This is a genomic window from Candidatus Polarisedimenticolaceae bacterium, from assembly GCA_036376135.1.
Lineage (GTDB): Bacteria > Acidobacteriota > Polarisedimenticolia > Polarisedimenticolales > DASRJG01 > DASVAW01.
In genome coordinates, this window is record DASVAW010000085.1 from 1 (window position 1) to 20,293 (window position 20,293).

At 70.6% G+C, this 20,293-nt stretch carries 16 protein-coding genes; 7 read left to right on the forward strand and 9 right to left on the reverse strand.

The window, feature by feature from the left end; all coding sequences use genetic code 11:
* Positions 1 to 135 precede the first annotated feature (135 nt).
* A complete protein-coding gene (locus VF139_08075; protein ID HEX6851353.1) occupies positions 136 to 1,224 on the reverse strand; it encodes a D-2-hydroxyacid dehydrogenase in 1,089 nt (362 codons plus the stop codon).
* 76 nt (positions 1,225 to 1,300) lie between these two features.
* On the opposite strand from VF139_08075, the gene VF139_08080 reads away from it, so the two are divergent.
* A complete protein-coding gene (locus VF139_08080) occupies positions 1,301 to 3,019 on the forward strand; it encodes a hypothetical protein (protein ID HEX6851354.1) in 1,719 nt (572 codons plus the stop codon).
* Here VF139_08080 and VF139_08085 read toward each other — a convergent pair.
* The 7 genes from VF139_08085 to VF139_08115 form a co-directional block, all read right to left on the reverse strand.
* A complete protein-coding gene (locus tag VF139_08085) occupies positions 2,970 to 3,587 on the reverse strand; it encodes a transglycosylase SLT domain-containing protein (GenBank protein ID HEX6851355.1) in 618 nt (205 codons plus the stop codon). The two genes, VF139_08080 and VF139_08085, sit on opposite strands and share 50 nt — an antisense overlap.
* Positions 3,584 to 3,787: a DUF350 domain-containing protein gene (locus VF139_08090; protein ID HEX6851356.1), complete on the reverse strand. Its 204-nt coding sequence runs from the start codon at positions 3,785 to 3,787 to the stop codon at positions 3,584 to 3,586. Before VF139_08090 ends, VF139_08085 begins: the two co-directional genes overlap by 4 nt.
* 85 nt (positions 3,788 to 3,872) lie before the next feature.
* Complete coding sequence (locus tag VF139_08095; GenBank protein ID HEX6851357.1) at positions 3,873 to 4,565, reverse strand: hypothetical protein; 693 nt, start codon at positions 4,563 to 4,565, stop codon at positions 3,873 to 3,875.
* Between the two features lie 2 nt (positions 4,566 to 4,567).
* Positions 4,568 to 5,863, reverse strand: coding sequence for a Ni/Fe-hydrogenase cytochrome b subunit (gene hybB / locus VF139_08100; GenBank protein HEX6851358.1), 1,296 nt, complete (start codon positions 5,861 to 5,863; stop codon positions 4,568 to 4,570).
* 1 nt (position 5,864) lies between these two features.
* Positions 5,865 to 6,749 (reverse strand): 4Fe-4S dicluster domain-containing protein, encoded by an 885-nt coding sequence (locus VF139_08105; protein ID HEX6851359.1) that lies wholly within the window; start codon positions 6,747 to 6,749, stop codon positions 5,865 to 5,867.
* A gap of 11 nt (positions 6,750 to 6,760) precedes the next feature.
* Entirely contained in the window at positions 6,761 to 7,507 is a 747-nt protein-coding gene (locus tag VF139_08110; protein HEX6851360.1) for a glycine cleavage system protein H, read from the reverse strand.
* A gap of 186 nt (positions 7,508 to 7,693) precedes the next feature.
* Entirely contained in the window at positions 7,694 to 8,410 is a 717-nt protein-coding gene (locus tag VF139_08115; protein ID HEX6851361.1) for a hypothetical protein, read from the reverse strand.
* A 195-nt stretch (positions 8,411 to 8,605) separates the two neighbouring features.
* Here VF139_08115 and VF139_08120 point away from each other — a divergent pair, with 195 nt between their 5' ends.
* The 4 genes from VF139_08120 to VF139_08135 are packed head-to-tail and all read left to right on the forward strand — an operon-like array spanning position 8,606 to position 13,829.
* On the forward strand, positions 8,606 to 10,207 hold the full coding sequence (locus tag VF139_08120; protein HEX6851362.1) for an ATP-binding protein: 1,602 nt from the start codon (positions 8,606 to 8,608) through the stop codon (positions 10,205 to 10,207).
* A complete protein-coding gene (locus VF139_08125; protein HEX6851363.1) occupies positions 10,204 to 11,574 on the forward strand; it encodes a sigma-54 dependent transcriptional regulator in 1,371 nt (456 codons plus the stop codon). Before VF139_08120 ends, VF139_08125 begins: the two co-directional genes overlap by 4 nt.
* Positions 11,575 to 11,579: 5 nt before the next feature.
* Positions 11,580 to 12,155, forward strand: a complete 576-nt coding sequence (locus VF139_08130) for an archaemetzincin family Zn-dependent metalloprotease (protein ID HEX6851364.1) — start codon at positions 11,580 to 11,582, stop codon at positions 12,153 to 12,155.
* A gap of 36 nt (positions 12,156 to 12,191) precedes the next feature.
* Positions 12,192 to 13,829 carry a hypothetical protein gene (locus tag VF139_08135; protein HEX6851365.1) on the forward strand — a complete coding sequence of 546 codons (1,638 nt, stop codon included), beginning with the start codon at positions 12,192 to 12,194 and terminating at the stop codon, positions 13,827 to 13,829.
* A 52-nt stretch (positions 13,830 to 13,881) separates the two neighbouring features.
* Here VF139_08135 and VF139_08140 read toward each other — a convergent pair whose 3' ends face one another.
* Complete coding sequence (locus VF139_08140) at positions 13,882 to 14,547, reverse strand: TonB family protein (GenBank protein ID HEX6851366.1); 666 nt, start codon at positions 14,545 to 14,547, stop codon at positions 13,882 to 13,884.
* A 306-nt stretch (positions 14,548 to 14,853) separates the two neighbouring features.
* Here VF139_08140 and VF139_08145 point away from each other — a divergent pair, with 306 nt between their 5' ends.
* Together VF139_08145 and VF139_08150 are read left to right on the forward strand one after the other, a co-directional pair.
* The gene (locus tag VF139_08145; GenBank protein HEX6851367.1) at positions 14,854 to 17,388 is read left to right on the forward strand and encodes a thrombospondin type 3 repeat-containing protein; all 2,535 of its coding nucleotides are present in this window, start codon (positions 14,854 to 14,856) and stop codon (positions 17,386 to 17,388) included.
* 170 nt (positions 17,389 to 17,558) lie between these two features.
* Positions 17,559 to 20,291 (forward strand): S8 family serine peptidase, encoded by a 2,733-nt coding sequence (locus VF139_08150; protein ID HEX6851368.1) that lies wholly within the window; start codon positions 17,559 to 17,561, stop codon positions 20,289 to 20,291.
* Positions 20,292 to 20,293: the final 2 nt, after the last annotated feature.

The following is a 20,293-nucleotide window of genomic DNA, read 5'->3' on the forward strand; positions in this document are numbered from 1 at the left end:
AACGCGCGCGCTCGGGGTCGAGCCGGTCGAGCGACGCCGCGATCCGGCGCACGGTCTCGGTGTCCCCCGCCGCGGTCGCGGGCGCCTTCGCGCGGATGCCCAGCGTGTCGAGGATTCCCATCGCGACCTCCGGGGTCAGTACCCGCGCCCCGCGTCGACGACCGACAGCAGCGGCTCCCCGGCAACATACCGCCGCAGGTTCTCGCGCGCGATGCGCCACTGGGTTTCCCGGCCGAGGTCGGATTGCGCGGCGACGTGCGGGGTGACGATCACGTTGGGAAGCCGCCAGAGCGGATGGTCCTTCGGGAGCGGCTCGGGCTCGGTAACGTCGAGCCCCGCGCCCGCGAGCTTCCCCTCGCGCAAGGCCGCGACGAGGGCGTCGGTCGCGACGCTTTTCCCCCGCCCCACGTTCACGAAGGTCGCGCCGTGCTTCACCGCGGCGAAGAACTTCGCGTCGAAGAGGTTCGTCGTCGCCGGGGTCAGCGGCAACGCGTTCACGACGACGTCGGCCTCCGCTGCGAGCTTGAGCAGCTCGTCGGGGAGGCCGACGTAGCTCACGAAATCGGGGCCCGTCTTCCCGCTCGCACGGGTGGCCACGACGCGCATGCCCAGCGCGTGCGCGCGGCGCGCGACCTCGGTGCCGATGCCGCCGAGCCCGGCGACGAGCATCGTCTTACCCTTGAGGACGCGCAGCCCCGGCGCGGCGTCGGGGTCCCACGCCCCCGCCGGCTGCCGGGAGAGGTAGGCGGGGAAGCCCCGGTTCAGCGCGAGCGCCATGCCGATCACGTGCTCCGCGATCACGGGCCCCATCACGCGCTGCATGTTCGTGATCACGAGCTTGCGCTCGCGGACCTCGGGGATCGACACGCAATGCTCGACCCCCGCGGACATCACCTGGATCCACTTCAGGTCCTTCGCCGCCGCGACGACCGCGGGGGTGCAGAAACCCAGAACGACCTCGGCGCCCGGGGCGGCGGCCGCCGCCTCCTCCGCGCTCGACGCGCCGACGACCTCGACCCCGGGAAGGGCCTCGCGCAGGAACGCCAGCCGCGCCGGGTCGGAACCCGGCGCGACGACCTTCTTCGGGACGCGCCAGCCGGGGAGATCGCGCGAGGCGACGGGCGACACCTCGAGGCCGAGCTCGGCGACGAGGGCGTCGCTCGCGCGTGGAGCGGCGGCCACGGACGACATCATGAAGGCGAGCAGGAAAGTCCTTGTGCGCATGAAGGGAGAATGCCACGATCGGCCGAAACCTCCGTGATCGTTTTCCTCTTCCCTACGCGAACCCGGAGAGTCGCCCATGCTGGCCCCCGTCCCGCTCCTCGTGGTAGTCGTTGCTCTCGGCGCCCCGCCGGTCGCGGTCCTCCACGAGGACCCGCAGGGGAAGAACCGCCAGGGGTTCGTGACGTTCCTGGACCCCGACACGGCGGCCGCCCTCGGCACCGTGCCGGTCGGTCGGACCCCCGACCGGGCGGAGTTCGACTCCGAGACGGGACGGCTGTTCGTCCTCAACCAGGGGAAGTGGCCCGCGCTGGCCGGCTTGCCGACCGGAGACGCGGCCTCGCTCGCGGTCGTCGACGTCGCCGGTCGCGGGAGTCTCGCGAACCTGCCGCTCCCCGCCTACCCCAACGCGCTCGTCGTCGCGCCCGGAGAAGGGCGGCTGTTCGTCGCCTCGGCAGGGAAGAAGAACACTCAGGCGGTCGTGACCGTGATCGACCGCCGGACCTTGCAGCAGACGGGCCGGATCCCTCTCGGCCCGCCGATGTACGTGATCGGCCTCCCCGAGCGCCAGAGCGCGCTGCTCTCGCCGTCCGGTCGGACGGTGTTCGTCCTCCGAAGCGCTCCCACACTTAACGACGTCGCGAAGAAGTCCCGGAACGTCCCCTCCCGGCTCGTGACCCTGGACGCCGTCTCCGGCGCGCTCCGCAATCAACGCGAGCTCTCACCTCGCGCCGCCCAGATGCGGCTCTCCAAGGATCGAACCGCGCTCTACGTCCTTTGCCTCGGTCACGACGACGACGACAAGGCGCGAAAAGCCGGCGCCTACGGGACGCTGTACGTGCTCGATCCGGAGACCGGGACCACCCTTCGGGAGATCGACGCCGGATTCGACCCACCGTCGCTGGAACAGCACGAGGCGACGGGACGGGTGTTCCTCCTCGTGCGGGCGCCGAAGGAGGGTTCCCCGCACGTCGTCGTCCTGGAAGGCGCGAACGTCGTCGCGAAACTCGAGACGCCCCCGCCCGCGCGTGTCCTCCCGGTTCCCGGATCGAGCGACTTCCTCGTGCTCGGGGGAGGCGAACTGCTCAAGGTGGACGGCGGGTTCGGCTCCATCCACGGGCGCGCGGCGTTGGGGTTCGACGGCGCCGACGTGGTCAGCTCGCCCGACGGTTCCACCGCTTGGGTATCGGCGCGGAGGGGCTCGACCTTCACCGCGGTCGCGCTGGCGTCGATGGAGCACCGGGTGTCTCTTGCGTCCGGACGCACCGGCGTGAAGGCGGGCCAGAGTCTGGCCATTGCGGCGACCGCGCGTCTGGAATTCGGTGCTCTGAGATTCGCGCCCGTGGGAGTTCTCTACGAGGTTGAGCACATGGGAGACGCGATCTACGTTCCCCGCGCCTCGGAACCCTCGCTCGCGATCTCCCCCGACGGAGCGCACCTGTTCGTCCACAACCGACGCACCGAAGACGTGACGGTGGTGGACACCGCGAAGTTGGAGATCCTCGACATCGACGGCGTCGGCGACGGCGTCACGACGACGCTGGTTCCGATGGCCGATGGCGCGGCGACCCTCGCGGTCTGGGCTCGCGGGACCGCGGTCGTCCGGGTGGACGCGGAGCGCAACGTGGCTGTCGAGCGCGTCGGGAGTTCCCTGGGCAAGCTGACCGGTCGCCCGGCGTTCCGAGGAGATGCGCTGTGGATCCCCCGGGAGGACGGCGTGGAGGTGGTCTCGACCGCCACGGGCGCGCTCAAGGCGCTGGTGCCGATGACGACTCCCCGGGCGGTGATCTTCCCTTGAGCGACTCGAGGTAGGCGTCGATCTTCTCCACGTACTCGAGCGTCTCGCGATGGCGCCAGCCCCGGACGGCGGGGGCGACCTGCTCGATGCTCCGCCACGTGCACGGATCCAGGCTTTTCTCGCGCGCGGTCTGCTGCGCGCGCAGGAGCGTTCCCCGCCCCGCGTTGTAGCTGCCGAACATGAAGCTGCGGCGGTCCTCGAGGGTCGCCGGGTCGTCCCACAACCGCCAGAGCTTCCGGTCGTAGCAGATCCCCGCGGCGATGTTCCATTCGGGGTGGTCGATCGCCTGGAACTCGGGGTTCTTCGACTGGACCTCCCGGAACGTCGCCGGCATCAGCTGCATCAGGCCGCGTGCGCCGACCCGGCTCGTCGCGTCGGGGGAGAGGTTGCTCTCCGCGATCGCCTGCGCCTTGAAGACGCGCCAGTCGTAGGCGACGCCGAAGTAGCGCTTCGAGTACTTCCGGAAGAGCGGGTCGTAGCGGTCGTCCTTCCGGCCGGGGCCGTGTTGCGCCGCCGCGGGGAGCACCGACGCCGCGAGCAGCGCGACGGCAAGGAGCGCCCGGGTCAATTGAGCGCGCCGCCGATGATGATCGCGATCGCGATGAAGATCGACGCGATGAAGATCGCGACGGCGACGTTTCCCTTCCTGAGCTCCTCGGGGAAGTGGAGTTCGGGGCTGAGCCGGTCGATCGCGCGGTACGAGAGGTACATCAGCACGACGCCCAGCGCGGCGTAGAGGAAGTTCAACCCGACGATCGACCATTCCATGGGGGAGAGGGTAACCGCGGCGGGTGGGGCGACTCAAGCGGAGGTTCGCCCCCGGGCCCACGACGGGCCCGGGGGTCCCGGCGTACTAGGAGGTCAGCAGCAGCTCGGAAGCGAGCCGCTTCCAGCCGTCGGGAGACACCTCGCGAGCGATTCCGAGAACGGGAACGCCGCCGTCCTGAAGCACCGTCCCCAGCTCGGGGGACGCGGCCCGCAGGAGCCGGTCGGCGGCCTCGTCGGTCCAGGTGCGGGCGAGCGCGGCGGTGAGGAGGTTGTTCACCGCCGTGTCGCCCCTGGGGACCCGGACCTTCATGAGCCAGCCGCGCCCGTAGGGATCGTCGGCGACGAGGCCGGGATTCCCGAGCGCGTCCGGATTGACGTCGAGCACGCGGCCCGTGACCGGCGAGAGCATGCCGAGCAGCGAGCCGTCGATCTCCATCGCCCAGGCCTTCGAGCCGGCCTCGACCGCCTGCCCGGCGACGGGGAGCTTCAGCGCGTCGGGCCGGCCGAGCAGCTTGCCGGCGAAATCGTCGAGACCCACCGCGAAGACGCCGTCCCCCTCGGGGCGGGCCCACGCGTGACCGCGATGGAAGAGGCGGTCCTCGGGAATGTCGAACCAGCGCGCGCGGGCCGTGTCGGCGACGCCCGCGCCTGCGGCGTGGGCCTCGGCCTCGGCCTCGGCGGGACGCCCGCGCTGGAGCAGCATCCAGAACGGGATGAAGAGCAGCAGGTACCCGATGACGAGCAGGTACTCGAGTCCCTTGGTCGCAAGGAATTCCATGGCTACCTCCGCTCCGCCTGCATCATCGCGGGAACCGCCCCCGGGACGACCGGGACCGTCGCCGGCTGCGTCGCATGGGCCCGCGCCCACGCCGGCTCGCCGCCGAGGACGGGCATCCGCCGCACGACCCAGCGGAACACCCACAGCTCGGCGCTCAGGACCGCGGCCGAGACGACGAACTCCTGCCAGCTCGGCACGTAGTGGACCGGTGCGTACCACTTGAACGCGATCACCGAGAGGTTGAGCCGGTTGAGCAGGACGCCGAGGAGCGTCAGGACCGCGGCGACCTTGATGAACCCCATCCTGTTCCGGGTGCTCCCCAGCATGAACAGGACCATCGGGACGGCCGTCAGGCCGAGGATCTCGACGAGCCACCAGGCGGCCCAGCCGCCCTCGAAGTGGTTCCACTTCGCCTCGTGCACGAACTGCACCACCTGCAGGAACAGGTAGACGAACATCGCGCCTCCGGCGAGGCGCGCGAGCCCGATCACGATCCGGTGATGCGAGCGCTTGACGTCGTCGCCGGTGCGGTCCGCGAACACCTTCGCCGAGATCCCTCCCTCGAAGATCACCATCGCCATGCCCGCGAAGATGCTCGACACGAAGAACAGCACGGGAATGAACTCGCTGTACCAGAGGGGGTGGACCTTCGGCTTCGCCATCAGATACAGCGCACCGAGGGCGGACTGATGCAGCGTCGAGAGCGTGATGCCGAAGACCACGGTCCCCACCGTCAGCGCGGTGAGGACCTTGTGCAGCTTGCGGAAGCCGCCCCACTCGGCGATCGCCGGCGAGAACTCGATCAGCTCGGCGCCCATGTACAGCATGAAGTGCCAGGCGACGAGGAAGAGCACCGAGGTCAGGCCGAACGAGTTGCCGATGATGGGGTTGACGACGTTCCACGGGCGCCCGAGGTCCAGGAGCAGCGCGCTCGCGTAGAACACGTACGCGAGGAAGCCGTTCAGGACCGTCACGCGGACGATCGCGTGGTACTTCTCCATCCGCAGGATGTAGACCAGGAAACACAGGACGTAGGCGCCGCCCGCGAAGGCCACGCCGGCCATCACGTCGAAGCCGATCCACAGCCCCCACGCGAAGTCCTGGTTCAGGTTGGTGACGGAACCGAGGCCGTACACGAAGCGCCACGCGAGGATCACGGCGGCCACGAGCATCAGCCCGACGGTGATCACGTTGAAGGGCGTGACGAGCGGACCCGACGGCCGGAACTGGCGGAGCACGAACGGCCAGAACCGTTCGCCCGGCCTGCGGTGATAGGCATCGCTGACGGCGGCGTTCATGTCAGGCCTCCGAGTGCGGAGCGTCCTGCGCTTCCGCGGAACGTCCCGTGGCCTGGCGCAGGCCCATCAGGAACGCGGGGAACGCGGTGAGGATGAGCGGCACCGCGGTGAGGAAATCGCGCGTGGTCTCGGGGTACGAGGTGGTGTCGAGGTCCGTCCGGAAACCGACCTCGGCGAAGTCGACCGGGGAGATGTAGAGAACCGCGGTCCCGCCGGCCTCGTGCTCTCCGTAGATGTGCGAGACGTATTGGCCGGGGTTCTGGTAGATCCGCTGCCGTGCGATCTCGAGGAGCTCGCCGCGCTTGCCGAAGGTGAGCGCTTCGTTGGGGCAGTTCTCCACGCACGCGGGGAGGCCGTTCGCCTTCGCGCGCTCCCAGCACATCTGGCACTTCTGGATCTTCGGGTTCCAGCTGTTGTATTCGAACTTGGGCGCGTCGAACGGGCACGACACCATGCAGAAGCGGCAACCCATGCACTTGTCCGCCCGCCAGACCACCGGCCCTTCCTGCGTCTTGAAGAGGGCCTTGGTCAGGCACCCCGCGGCGCACGCGGGCTCGATGCAGTGCATGCACTGCGACTTGGCGTACACCTCGCCCTTCGAGGTGTCGTGACGGTTGACGACCGTCCACTGCGTGTCGTTGGTGGCGCGGGGCGGCGCTCCCGGCTTGTCGTCGGCCTCGGAGGGCGCCGGAAGGCCGTTGGCCGAAGCACAGGCGACCTCGCACGTCCGGCACCCGACGCAGCGCGTCAGGTCCACCAGAACGCCGTAGGCGTCGTCCGCGCTCCGGCTGGCCGTGGCGGCGGCCTCCGCGTCCCGGGGTGCGGCACCGACCAGCGTGGTCCCGGCCGCCGCACCCACCACCTTGAAGAAGAATCGACGATCCACGACATCACCTCCTAGAAGAGAGCCTTGTGGATCCGCGACCAGGCGGCGTCGTCGATGTGACGGTGCAGCTCGTGGACGATGAGGCCTCCGTCCGGGAGCGCCGGGACGGCGGACGCGGGCTGCAGGGCCTCGAACAGGCGATCGACCTCGCCGCGGAACCACGTCTTCGCACGACCCCCGCGAAGCAGGGAGCGCATCTCGCTGCGGCCGGCGGGAGCCTCCAGGCGCACGACCCACCCGGCGTCGAACGGCGCGCCGTTCACGAGACCGGGGGAGCCGGCCAGGGCGTCGTTGGTGCTCTCGACGGTGCCGGAAACCGGGGAACGGAGCGTGATGCTGCGGCCTCCGCGGCGCAGCGTGAAGAGCGGCTCGCCGCGACGGACCTCGCGGCCCTTCGGGGGAAGGGCGACCTCCTCGATGGGGCCGAGCACGCTCTGCACGAGATCGTCGGCGCCCACGGTCACGCCACCGTCGTCGCGACGCGCCCAGGCGTGGCCGGGGTGGAGCGCGACGTCGGAGGCGAGCCGAAGCCCGCTGAAGCGGAGCTCGTCGCCCTCCACGTCGCCGAACCAGGCGCGCACCTTCGGGCTCACGGCGTACGCCACGATCCCCGCGGGGAGCGCCAGCAGGAGGATCCCGAGGACGACGAAGCGCGCGGTGAACGCGGCGACCGCCAGGATCGGCAGGGCGATCACCACGAGGAGCATGTACGACGTCATCGTGAAGGCGTCCTTGAAGCGGGTTCTCGCGTGTTCCATGGCTGACCTCCTCGGGACCTTTTCGCGTCGGCCCCGGGCCGCTCCTATTGCACGGCCCGGACCACCGCGACGCGGGCGCGAAAGGGGCGCGGGCGACGTGTTTCGACGGAGCGCGATGAAGCGCTCGACGCCGCCGACGTTGAGTTCCTCGACGCGACCGTTGAAGGATTCATCACGCACCCCGCCTCAGCGCACGAGCTCTTGCAGGAGCCGCAGGTACGCGGCCGGGCCGAGGAGGCGGCGCACGTCGGTGATGCGCTCGCCGCCGTCCGCGAGCGTGGGACCGACGTCGTCCGGGTCGGCGAGCAGCTCGAGCGCGATCCGCCGGCGGAAGTGACGGAGATCGAGCGCGGCCTGCTCGCGCGCCGTCTCCGAACGCAGGAGCCCCCCCGCGTCCTCCGGACGCTCCGCCGCGAGCTCGACGAGCCACCCGCGCCCGTAGGGCTCGCGCGACGCCAGCGCGGGATCGTCTGCGAGCACCGGGTTCCCCCGGCGCACGCGCCCGGCGATCGGCGCGGCGAGCGCGAGGGCGCCCGCGTCGACGTCGAGCGTTCCCAGCGTCTCCCCCGCCGCGACGAGCCGGTCGTCGGCGTCGCAGCGGAACCCCGCCGTCCGCCCCACCAAAAGCGCCGCGAGGGCGTCGATGCCGAAACGGAACCGCGTGGATGCCTCTCCCCCCGCGGGACGCAGCCACGTGTGGCCGGGGGCGAAGGCGAGGTCGTCGGGAAACTCGACCGCGCCCGCCCCTTCGTGCTGCTCCGGCTCCCGCCCCGCGCCGCTGAGGGCGAGGTCGAGCGGGCAGCGCTCGCAGTCGAAGGCGCGATCGCACAGCTTGTAGGTGACGAGTCCGGCGCTCATCCAGATGCAAGGGGCCGGAGCAGCCAGGGCCGGAGCGCGCGACATCGTTCGCCCTCCCGGGTCGACGCGTCGTGCTGCAAGGCCGGGACCACGGCCGGGATCGTTGCGGCAGGCGGCTTTCCGGGTATTCGGGCCGCGGCGGGCCGTTGAGATCCTCCACACCACCGTCGAATCTCGCAGCGCCCCGGCCATTGTGGTACCGTCGGGTTCCTGTCCGCGCCGGCCCCCGGGGTCGTGGTCATGCGCCACATCGCCGGAGTTCGATCCCTCAGCGTAAGGCTCCTCCTCGCGCTGCTCGGAACCGTCGGCGTCGCCCTCACCGCCTACGCCGTGATCAGCTTCCGGTCCGCGGAGGCCGGGTTCAACTCGTTCGTGCTCGCCGAGGGGCAGCACACGAGCGCGTTGATCCGGCGCGCCACGCAGGACGCGATGCTTCTCAACCGCAAGAGCGAGGTGCAAAGCGCGCTCGAGCGCCTCGCGCGGGGCTCGACGATCACCGCCGTCCGGATCTTCGGCCCCGACGGCCGGATCGCGATGTCCTCGAGCCGCGAGGAGGTCGGCAGGCGGGTCGCCCGCACGGAAGCGCCGTGCTCGCTGTGCCACGCCTCCGGGGTGCGCCCCCCCGAGAGGACCTCGAACGGGCCGGGACTGCGCCACCTCTCCGTGATCCCGAACGACGCCTCGTGCGTCGCCGCCTCCTGCCACCGGAACGTCGCCGACCAGCCCATCGTCGGCGTGCTCGACGTGGAGATGTCGTCGGGGCCGCTCGAGTCGACCCTCCGGGCGGCGCGGCGCCGGACCATCTGGACGATGGCGAGCCTGATCCTCGTGACCGGCGCGATCTCCGCGGTGTTCATCCACCGGGTCGTGCACCGGCCGGTGCTCCGGCTCCAGGAAGGAACGCGGCGGATCGCGCGCGGCGATCTCGACACGCGCATCGAGGTGTCCGGCAGGCACGAGCTCGCCGAGCTCGCGGCGGCGTTCAACACGATGGCGGAGGATCTGCAGGTCGCGCGGGAGGAGTCGGTGCACTGGTCGCGCCGCCTCGAAGAGAAGGTCGTCGAGAAGACCGAGGAGCTGCAGCGCACGCAGCGACAGGTCCTCCACATGGAGAAGATGGCCTCGCTCGGCAAGCTCGCGGCGACCGTCGCGCACGAGCTGAACAACCCGCTCAGCAGCATCCTCACCTTCGCGAGGCTCGTCGAGCGGGAGCTCCCCTCGCACCCGATCGCGCCCGAGCCCAGGCAGGAGATGTCGGAGTGGCTGCGCCTGATCCAGGACGAATGCGCGCGGTGCGGGAACATCGTGCGCGACCTGCTGCTCTTCTCGCGCCGGAGCGGGACGGAGCGGGCGCCGTTCGACGTCCACCAGGTCGCCGAACGCAGCCTCGCGCTGACCCGCCACCACCTCGAGATGCGCCGCATCGAGCTCCGCCGCGAGCTCGAGGCCGTGGACCCCGTCGTCGTCGGCGACGCGGCGCAGATCGAGCAGGCCCTGGTCGCGCTGATCGTGAACGCCGTCGAGGCGATGAGCGGGCCGGGGGCCGCCGGCGGGGAGCTCGGCGTCCGCGTCGACGACGACCCCGAAGAGGTCCGCGTCGCCGTTGCCGACACGGGCGTGGGGATCCACCCCGAGGTGCTCCCCCACATCTTCGAACCGTTCTTCTCCACCAAGAACAAGGAAAGCGGCGTGGGGCTCGGCCTCGCGGTCGTCTACGGCATCGTGCAGGGGCACGGCGGGACGATCGACGTCGAGTCGAACCCCGGGCGCGGGAGCGTGTTTCGCCTGCGCCTGCCGCGCAAGCCGCGCCCCGGAGCGGCTCAGGAAAGGGGTCTGCGATGAGCTCGATGCTCGGTTCCATCCTCGTCGTCGACGACGAGAACGCCGTCCGCCACTCGATGACGAGCTGGTTCCGCAAGGACGGCTACGACGTCTCCGCCGCGGCGAACGCCGCGGAGGCGCTCCACCTGATGCGCGAGCGGGCGTTCGACGTGATCCTGCTGGACATCCGCATGCCGGGCATGGACGGCATGGAGCTCCAGGAGCACATCCACAACGTCGACCCGAAGATCGCGGTCATCATGATCACCGCGTTCGCGTCGGTGGACACCGCCGTGCGGGCCCTCAAGCAGGGGGCCTTCGACTACGTCACGAAGCCGATCGACCCCGACGAGCTCAGCCATCTCGTCAAGCGCGCGCTCGAGCACCGGCGCCTGACGCAGGAGAACCGGGAGCTCCGTGGCACGATCGCCGCCCTCGCGGGCGCCGAGAGCATCATCGGCTCGAGCCCCGCCGTCGGAAAGGTCCTCGAGCTGATCCATCACGTCGCGAAAACCGACGCGACGGTGCTCATCCGCGGCGAGAGCGGCACCGGCAAGGAGCTCATCGCGCGGGCGATCCACGCGAACAGCCCGAGGATGTACTTCCCGATCGTGCCCGTGAACTGCGGCGCGATGCCCGAGAACCTCCTCGAGAGCGAGCTGTTCGGCCACGAGCGCGGCGCGTTCACCGGAGCGCAGTACCGGCGCAAGGGGAAGATCGAGATGGCCGACGGAGGAACGCTGTTCCTCGACGAGGTCGGCGCCATCCCGCCGAAGATGCAGGTGGACCTGCTCCGCGTCCTGGAGTCCAAGGAGTTCACGCGCATCGGCGGGACCCGTCCGGTCAAGGTGGACTTCCGCGTCATCTGCGCCACGAACGAGGATCTCGACAAGGCGATCGCGGACGGCCGGTTCCGCGAGGATTTCTATTACCGCATCAACGTCTTCACGATCGAGGCCCCGCCGCTGCGGGCGAGGCGCTCGGACATCCCGATCCTCGCCGAGCACTTCCTCCACCGTTTCTCGCAGCAGATGGACAAGCCCTTCACGGCGATCGGGTCCGCGGCGATGAAGCTTCTCGCCGCGCACGACTGGCCCGGCAACGTGCGCGAGCTGCAGAACGCGATCGAGCGCGCCGTCGTCGTCGGCACGCCGCCGACGATCGAGGCCGACGACCTGCCGTTGCGTCCACGCGCCGCCGCGCCCGCCCCCGGCGCGGCGCTCACCGACGTCGAGCGCCACCACATCGCCTCCGTCCTCGAGCAGACGAGCTGGAACATCACCCGCGCGGCCGAGATCCTCGACGTCGACCGCGTGACCGTCTACAACAAGATCAAGAAGTACGGCCTCGCCCGCGGCGGGTCGTCGTCCGCGGAGGCCGAGAGCTAGTCCCGGTGGAAGCGCTGCATCTCGTCCCGATCTTCCTGGGGGAGAAGGCCGAGCTCCTGCGTCCGCTGGGCCTTGCGCTGCGACGGACGTTCGGCCTGGTGTGCGAGGAACACCCCCCCGCGTTCGATCCCGAGGTCGCCTTCGACGCGGGTCGCGGGCAATACAACTCGCGCGTGCTCCTCGCCCACCTGCTGCACGCGGCGCCGCACACGCGCGTGCTGGGGGTCGCCGGCGTCGACCTGTTCGTGCCGGTGCTGACCTTCGTCCTCGGCGAGGCGCAGCTGGGCGGACGCGCGGCCATCGTGTCGATCCACCGGCTGCGCAACGAGCCTTACGGGCTCCCCGAGGATCCGACCCTGCTGCTCGACCGGCTCGTGAAGGAAGCCGTGCACGAGATCGGACACAACTTCGGCCTGCTGCACTGCCCGATGACCCGCTGCGTCATGTCGAGCTCCGCGGGGGTGGAGGAGGTCGACCTCAAGTCGGAGCGCTTCTGCGACCGCTGCCTCGCCCAGATACGCGCGGCGGAGGTGGATCCCGTCGGCTGGCGCCGATTCCTCACCGTCCGGCGGAGGGCCTGAGCGCCCCCCCTCGGCGTTCCCGTATCATGCGGCGGCATGCTCGGCACGACGCTGCGCGCGAACGCCTCCCGACTGCTCGTCGCGGGCTCCGCGGCGCTGTTCGTCGCCGTGTTCCTCCGCAACACCTGGATCGTCGACGACGCGTTCATCACCTTCCGCGTGATCGACAACTTCGTGCACGGTCTCGGCCTGACCTGGAACCCCGGAGAGCGGGTCCAGGTCTTCACGCACCCGCTCTGGATGTTCGTGATGACCGGCGTGCACGCCGTCACCCGGGAGTTCCTCGTGTCGACCCTGGCGACGTCGCTCGCGGCATGCCTCGCGGCGCTCGAGGTCGCGCGCCGCTCGTTCGGACGCGCCGAAGCCGCCTGGCGGCTCGCGCTCGTCGTCGGCATCGTCGTGTCCTCGAAGACCGTCGCCGACTACACGTCGTCGGGGCTCGAGAACGCCCTGGCCTACCTGATCGTGGCGGCGTTCGTGCTCCAGGCGGGCCGGGTCGACGAGGCCCCGACGCCGCGCGGCGTCGCGATCCTGTGGACGCTCGCCTCGCTCGCGTTCCTGAACCGGCACGACGCGGTGTTGTTGTGCCTTCCCGCGGCGGGCTGGCTGACCTGGCGGAGCGCCGTGACGCTGGGACGCACCGCGCTCCTCGCGGCCGCGCTGGGTTGCCTCCCCGGACTCCTGTGGGTGGCGTTCGCGACCTTCTACTTCGGGTTTCCGCTTCCGAACACCTACTACGCGAAGGCGGCGGTGGAGCTGCCGCTCGACCTGCGACTCCGACGCGGCTACGCGTATTTCGGCAACAGCCTCGCCTGGGACACCTTGTCCCACCTGGGCGCGCTGGGCGCGGCCTGGCTCGCCTACCTGCGGCGGGACCGCGTCGCGGCGGGAGTCCTCGCCGGCTGCGCGGTCTACGCCGTCTTCATCCTCCTGAACGCCTCCGCCACGCACATGGCGGGCCGGTTGTTCTCCGTTCCGTTCTTCCTCGCGTTCCTGGTTCTCGCCCGCCTGTGGCCGTCCCGGCGGAGCGCCGTCGCGCTCGGAGCGGCCCTCGCGGTGTTCAACCTCGCGGCGCCGATGGCGCCGTGGAAGATGGGCGGCGCGTTCTACCGGCTTCCGGCGCAGCACGAGAACCACATCGACACGAACGCCCTGGTCCATCGCGAGGGTCCGCACGTGAGTCTGGGCCGGAGCGAGGCGGAGACGCTCGCCGAGCACCCGTGGTTTGCCTCCGGTCTCCAATTCCGGCTGCAACCGGAGCGAATTCACGTCGGCGGTCCGCGGGGGGGCGAGCCGATCGGGTTCTTCGGTTTCGCCGCGGGGCCCGCCAAACACGTCGTGGACTACTGCGCCCTCACCGATCCCCTGCTGTCCCATCTGCCGACGTGTGTTCCCGCACCGCGACGGGGCTGGAAGTCCGGCCATTTCTATCGGACGCCCCCCGAGGGGTACCTCGAGAGTCTCGCGACGGGGGAGAACCGCATCGCGGACCCGACCCTGCATGCGTTCTACGAGGATCTCCGCCTCGCCACCCGCTCGCCCGAGTTGTGGAGCGGCGCCCGGCTTCGGGCGATCTGGCGGCTCCAGACCGAGGGAGTGAGGGCCGCGCGCGCCGCTCCGCCGGGAAGTTGCCGTGCGTTGGGGTCGATGCGCGGGCCGGTGAGGGCGGATTGAAGGGACGGGACGCACCGCGGTCGGACCGCGGCGCGTCCCGGGTCGCGATCGACTACTTGCCGCCCCCGGAGGCGACGATCGGCATGCCGACGAGCCGGACGGAGTCCTTCGTCCCCGGCGCCTTCTCGTAGAGGCAGGTCTCACCCTGCTGGCAGGAGGGTTTCTCCACGACCGTGGGCCGACGGTACTGGGGATCGGTCTCGTTCGGGAGCTGCGCCTGCGGCCCGCGGGATCCCGGCAGCTTGAGGGTCGCGAACATCGGGTCGAATTCGGGGCCGCCGAGCGTCGCGGCGACCGGGATTCCGTCGGTCGCGGCCTCGGCGGCGGCGGAGGCGGCGGAACCGAGATGGATCTGCATCGTCTTCACGGTATCGACCGCCATCCCGCGCCACGTGCCGGGCTCGAAGCGCCACTCGCGGATCGTCGCAGCCGCCGCGGCCTCGAGCCCCGCGCCCTTCACCGAGCAGTCGAGCACGCGGACCTCGGCCACGCTTCCGTCCTTGCGGACGACGGTCGACACGGTGAGCACCGCGCCGTTCCCCGCGCTCCCGTCTTCCGGAAGCGCGACCGGCCGGGCCGATTCGGCGATGACCTTGGGCGCGGTCACACCGTTCACGCCGGGGGTGTAAGGGTTGAGCTTGCGTTCCCCGGCCTGCGCGAGGGATGCGGCAAGCACGAGGACCGTCGACACCGTCAACACTCGGGACGTCGTTCGCATGGTTGGCCTCCTCCTGGACGGGCCCTGCTTACCCGGATCCGGCGACGGAATCAAGCCTGACCGCGGGAATCGAGGGCGGGTTGCAGCGAACCGGAACCTCGTCGTGTCCGAGGGGGTCCGCGTGCCCGACACGAACCCGCATGAGGTGCCTCGAATTCATGGCGGTTTGCGGGCGCGAGTTCCGCTGGCGGCAGGGCGACTCCCGACGTATAGGCCTTGGGTCTGCGGGCGCCCTGAGGGGGGGACTTGCACGGCAGGTTGGGGGACGGACCTGTGGGTCACGGGCCCGCACGTGCGCGACGTCTCGTGACGTTGGTCGCCATTGCCGCCGCGGCATCGCTTGCCGCCTCGGCGCAGTCGACCGTCTGGGTCGACGACGCGTCGTGCCCGGCGCAGGGAACCGGCACCCAGGCCGACCCCTACTGCAGGATCCAGGATGCGATCTGCCGTCACCGCAACGATCCCGGAGGAGTCCTCGTCCGCGTCCTGCCCGGCAGTTACAACGAGGCCGTGCGGTTGTTCGCGGCGGTCGACCTCGAGTCCACGGACGGCCCCGCCGTCACGACGATCAACGGCACGGGGAAGGCCTGCATCGACGTGAACTGCGCGGTGAGCAGCGTGAGCCCGTGCTCGACCGTTTATCTCCCCTCCGGAGCGAACGGCCGGGTCGAGGGGTTCCGCATCGTCGGCGGCGCGGGACTCCGCCAGACCTGCGACGGGGGATGCGACATCCAGATCGGAGGCGGGATCACGATCCTGGGCTCATCGCCCACGATCACCCGCAACGAGATCGTCGGGAACGTCCTCGCGCCTTCGAGCAACCAGACGATCTCCTTCTATGGGGCCGGCATCTACATCCAAGGGGTCGGCACCACCGCCGCCCCCACGATCACGAAGAACCTGATCGAGGGGAACGTCGCCAACCCCCCCGCCGGAACCAACCCGCGACCGTCGCTCGCCTTCGGCGGCGGGATCTACGCGGGATTCCAGACCTCCCCGGTCATCACCGAAAACACGATCACGGGAAATCTCGTCGGGGACGGTTCGGACAAGCAGGTCGCCGGAGGGGCCGGGATCGCCGTGTACAGCGGCTGGTCGAACACCTTCGCGACCATTCGACGCAACGTGATCCGCGGGAACATCGCCGCGGACTACGCGGGGGGCCTCCTGTTCGGCGAATCGAATCCCGACGCGCAGTCGCACCCGCCGGTCGACCCGTCGCGGGGCATCGCGGAGAGCAACCTCCTCGTCGAGAACGAGGCGTACGAGGGGGGAGCCCTCGCCCTCTCGACTTCCGAGGCGACGATCCGCAACAACACGATCGCGGACAACATCGCCTTCGAGACGGGAGGGAACGGGGGCCGAGGCGGCGGCGTGATGGCCTACCCGCCGGGAACCGGAGCAACCGCGCAGGCGAGCCTCGTCAACAACCTCCTCACGTTCAACGACGCTCAGCCGGGCACCACCCCGTCCACCGGAGGCGCCCTCTTCGTCGAGACGGGGGCCGATCCGACGATCGTCTTCACGGATATCCACGGGAACACGCCGAACAACGTCGGGGGGAGCAAGACCGACGGCGACTACATCGGCGTCGCCTCCAACGTCGACCTGGACCCCGTGTACTCGAGCCGAACCCCCGGGGCACGGGACTATCACCTGCTCGTCTCGAGCCCGGTCATCGACGTGGGCTCGAGCGTCGACGCCCCCACCGAGGATCTCGACGGCGTCCCCGTCCCGCAGGACGGGAACGAGACGGGACCGGTCGGCCCCGACCTCGGGAGCTACGAGCTCCCCTCCGACATCGACGACGACGGCAGCCCCGACTGGATCGACCTCGACGACGACGCGGACGGCGTGGCCGATCTCGGCGACTGCGCGCCGACGCGACGCGGGGTGACGACGCTCCCGCAACGGGTCGGTGACGACCTGCACCTCGACAAGACCGGCGGGGGACGGCTGACGTGGACCCGCACGGCGCAGGGGCACGCGTACAACGTCTATCGCGGCACGCTGCAGTCGCCCTGGGTGTACGACGAGTCCTGCTTCGAGACCGAGTCGCCCGACGCGACGGCGGACGACGCGACCATCCCCGCGCCCGGGCAGGGTTTCTTCTACCTGGTCTCGGCGAAGAACCTCTGCGGCGAGTCGTCCCATGGGCGGACGAGCCAGGGGGTCGACCGGTTCCCCCCCGTCACGTGCCCGCCGGCAAGCCGGGACTCCGACGTCGACGCCGTCCCCGACCTCGCGGACAACTGCCCGCTCGCCGCGAATCCGACGCAGACCGATCTCGACGGCGACTTCGTCGGGGACGCGTGCGACAACTGCCTGAGCGCCGCGAACGCCGACCAGGCCGACCCGGACGGCGACGCCCGCGGGAACGCCTGCGACAACTGCGACCTCGACGCGAACCCCCTCCAGGAGGACTTCGACCTCGACGGCTTCGGCGACTTCTGCGACGGCGACGACGACGGCGACGGCGCACCCGACGCCGCGGACTGCGCGCCCCTCGACCCGAGTCTCGCCGGGCCTCCGTCCGAGGTCGCGGGGGTCCTCGTGGACGACCTCGCGGGAACCACCGTGGCGTGGGGCTCGCTCGGCGCCTCCGCGCGGTACGACGTCGCCGGCTCCGACCTCGCCGCGCTGCGCGCGGACGGCAACGCGGGCGCCGCGACGTGCCTCGCGGACGACGTCACCGCGACCAGCTGGGCGGATCCGAGGCCGGAGCCCGCGCCGGGAGACGGGTTCTACTACCTGGTCCGAGCGCAGAACGCCTGCGGGAACGGCGGATACGGGAACGGAAGCGGCGGCGCGCCGAGGAGCCCCCTCACGGGCTGCCCGTAACCTCGACCTCGCGGCCTTCGACCACATCCCGTTCGGCGAGTGTCACGGAGGCGGCGATCCCGATCCATCGGCCGGAGCCTGGTCCACCCGCGCGAGGATTCCGATTGACTCCTCTCCCGCTTCACGGTAATCGGAACGGCGGAGTCCGGATCACCTTCCCGGGGGGAATCATGCGATCGATCCTCGTCGGCGCCTTCGTGTTCTCGAGCCTTCCCGTCCTCGCCGGCACGCTTCGCGAGCCGCTTCCCGAGGTCCTCGCGGCGGCGGCGGCCGACGAGAAGGTCCCGGTCTCGATCGTCTTCAAGGCCCAGGCGACCCCCGCCGAGCTCGGCGCGATCGCCGACCGCCACGACGCCGAGCGCGACAGGCGCGCCGCGCTCGTCACCCGGTTGAAGTCGGTTGCGATCGACGGGCAGCGCGCGGTGCTCCAGCTCGTGCGGAGCGCCGAGGCCTCCGGCCGGGCGGCGCGCGTGCGCCCGCTCTGGCTCACGAGCGTCGTCGGAGCGGACCTCCCCCCCGACCTCATCCGGGCGATCGCGGCGCGTCCCGAGGTCGACCACGTCAACTGGAACCCGAAGCGCGACGTCTTCCTCGGCGGCCGCGCCCCGGCGTCGAAGCTCGACCGGGCTTCGCCCACCACCACGATCGGCACCGACGAGATCGAGTGCGGCACCGACAAGATCCGCGCCCCCGAGGTCTGGAGCTCGCTCGGGATCACCGGGGCGGGCGCGGTCGTCGCCGTGATCGACACCGGCGTCTGCTACGGCCACCCGGACATCGCGAACCAGATCTGGGTGAACCCCGGCGAGGACCTCGACCACAACGGGCTCGTCATGGATCCTGCCGACGTCAACGGGTTGGACGACGACGGCAACGGCTTCGTCGACGATTTCATCGGCTGGGATTTCGATCTCAACGACAACAACCCCAACGACGACTCCAACGGCCACGGCTCCCACTGCGCGGGGACCGTCGGCGGCGACGGCACCTCCGGCACGCAGGCCGGCGTCGCGCCCGGCGTCAAGATCATGCCGGTGCGCGTGGGCGTGACCTTCGCCGACGAGGTCGACGTCTGGAGCGCGATGCAGTACGCGGCCGAGAACGGCGCCGACGCGATCTCGATGAGCCTCGGCTGGCCGCACAACCAGAACCCCGACCGGGCCACGTGGCGGAACAACGCCGAGAACACGATCAACCTCGGCACCGCGATGGTCATCGCGGCCGGCAACGAAGGCGCAGGCGCGGAGCCCGACAACGTCCGCACCCCCGGCGACGTCCCGCGCGTGATCACGGTGGGCGCGACCGACTGCGCCGACGCGATCGCGGGTTTCTCGTCGCGCGGGCCGGTGACCTGGCAGGGCGTCGCCCCGTTCAACGACCATCCGTTCCCGCCGGGGCTCGTGAAGCCCGACGTCTCGGCGCCGGGGGTGGACACGAAGAGCCACAATTTCTGCTCCGGGTACACCTTCATGTCCGGGACCTCGATGGCGACGCCCCACACCGCCGGAGCCGTCGCGCTCATGGTCTCGGCGAACCCGAGCCTGACCCACGACGAGATCAAGTCGACCCTCGAGTCGACCGCGATCGAGCTCGGCGCCCCGGGGAAGGACAACGAGTTCGGCTCCGGGCGCATCGACGCCTACGAGGCGGTCGCCGCAGTCGCGGGTCCCCTCGGGTACGAGAGCCACTCGGTCTCCGACGCGAACCCCGGGCACGGGAACAACGACGGCAACGCCGATGCGGGGGAGATCCTCACCGCGACGATCGTCCTGCGGAACAAGAACGCGACCCCCGCCACGGGGGTCTGGGGGATCGTGAGCACGACCTCGCCGGACGTCGACGTCGTCGACGACGTCGTGTTCTGGCCGGACATCGCGGGGAGCTCCACGGCCGCGTCGACCGCGCCGCATTTCACCTTCAAGGTGAAGCAGGGATGCGGCCAGAACGTCCGGTTCAAGCTGCGGCTGTTCAGCGGCGGCGGGGACAAGTCGTACGCCGGCTTCTCCGTGCGCGTGGGCCTGCGCCAGGACTCGGTGTTCTTCGAGGACGACATGGAATCCGATCGCGGCTGGGTCGCGAGCGGCACCGAGACGGCGAACCGCTTCGTCCGCCAGGATCCCAAGCAGGTCTCGCTCGACGGTGGGGCGATCGCCCAACCGGCCGACGACCACGGCGCGACCCCCGACGTGCTCGCGTGGGTGACGGGCAATCCCAACACCAACGGCAACTTCGATCCGGGCGACGGGGACGTCGACCTGGAGGCGCTGCTCGAATCGCCCACGATCAACGCGACGGCCGGCGACAACCTCACGCTCGAGTACGCGCGCTGGTTCTTCCTGGGAACGCCGACCGCGTTCGACGCCAGTTTCTTCGAGATCCAGCTCTCCAACAACGACGGCGCGAGCTACACGACGGTCGAGCGCCTGGAGGCCGGCGCCGGAGGCTGGGTCGCCGCGAGCGTCCCGGTCAGCGTCGCCGCGTCGCCGCAGATGAAGATCCGCGTGCGCGTGAAGGAAGAGAAGCTCCTCGGCGCACCCGGAGACACCCTCGTCGAGGGACTCATCGACGACGTGCGCCTCTACGGCTTCACCTACCTGTGCGACACCTTCACCCCCCCCGCGGCCCAGCGCCCGAACCCGGTCGGGAACACGCTCACCGCGTCGCGCCACGCGGAAGGGGTGCGTCTCGACTGGACGCCTCCGCCGGTGGACGGAACGCACGCGGCGGCGACGAGTTACCGGATCTATCGCTCCGCGAGCCCGTCGGGCGGGTTCTCGGTAGGCGCGACGTCGACCGCCGCGTTCCACGTCGCGGCGGAGGAGAACGCGAACGGCCTCGACCGCTACTGGCTCGTCGTCGCCGTCAACGGCGGCGGCGACTCGGGGGACGTCCCGACGCCCTGAGC

Bases quoted from the DNA above. Each gene is read 5' to 3' on its own strand.
- VF139_08120 (HEX6851362.1), top strand. From the start codon at position 8,606: ATGCGCCACATCGCCGGAGTTCGATCCCTCAGCGTAAGGCTCCTCCTC.
- VF139_08140 (HEX6851366.1), bottom strand. From the start codon at position 14,547: ATGCGAACGACGTCCCGAGTGTTGACGGTGTCGACGGTCCTCGTGCTT.
- VF139_08075 (HEX6851353.1), bottom strand. From the start codon at position 1,224: ATGCGCACAAGGACTTTCCTGCTCGCCTTCATGATGTCGTCCGTGGCC.
- hybB (HEX6851358.1), bottom strand. From the start codon at position 5,863: ATGAACGCCGCCGTCAGCGATGCCTATCACCGCAGGCCGGGCGAACGG.
- VF139_08095 (HEX6851357.1), bottom strand. From the start codon at position 4,565: ATGGAATTCCTTGCGACCAAGGGACTCGAGTACCTGCTCGTCATCGGG.
- VF139_08135 (HEX6851365.1), top strand. From the start codon at position 12,192: ATGCTCGGCACGACGCTGCGCGCGAACGCCTCCCGACTGCTCGTCGCG.
- VF139_08150 (HEX6851368.1), top strand. From the start codon at position 17,559: ATGCGATCGATCCTCGTCGGCGCCTTCGTGTTCTCGAGCCTTCCCGTC.
- VF139_08110 (HEX6851360.1), bottom strand. From the start codon at position 7,507: ATGGAACACGCGAGAACCCGCTTCAAGGACGCCTTCACGATGACGTCG.
- VF139_08115 (HEX6851361.1), bottom strand. From the start codon at position 8,410: ATGTCGCGCGCTCCGGCCCTGGCTGCTCCGGCCCCTTGCATCTGGATG.
- VF139_08125 (HEX6851363.1), top strand. From the start codon at position 10,204: ATGAGCTCGATGCTCGGTTCCATCCTCGTCGTCGACGACGAGAACGCC.
- VF139_08080 (HEX6851354.1), top strand. From the start codon at position 1,301: ATGCTGGCCCCCGTCCCGCTCCTCGTGGTAGTCGTTGCTCTCGGCGCC.
- VF139_08090 (HEX6851356.1), bottom strand. From the start codon at position 3,787: ATGGAATGGTCGATCGTCGGGTTGAACTTCCTCTACGCCGCGCTGGGC.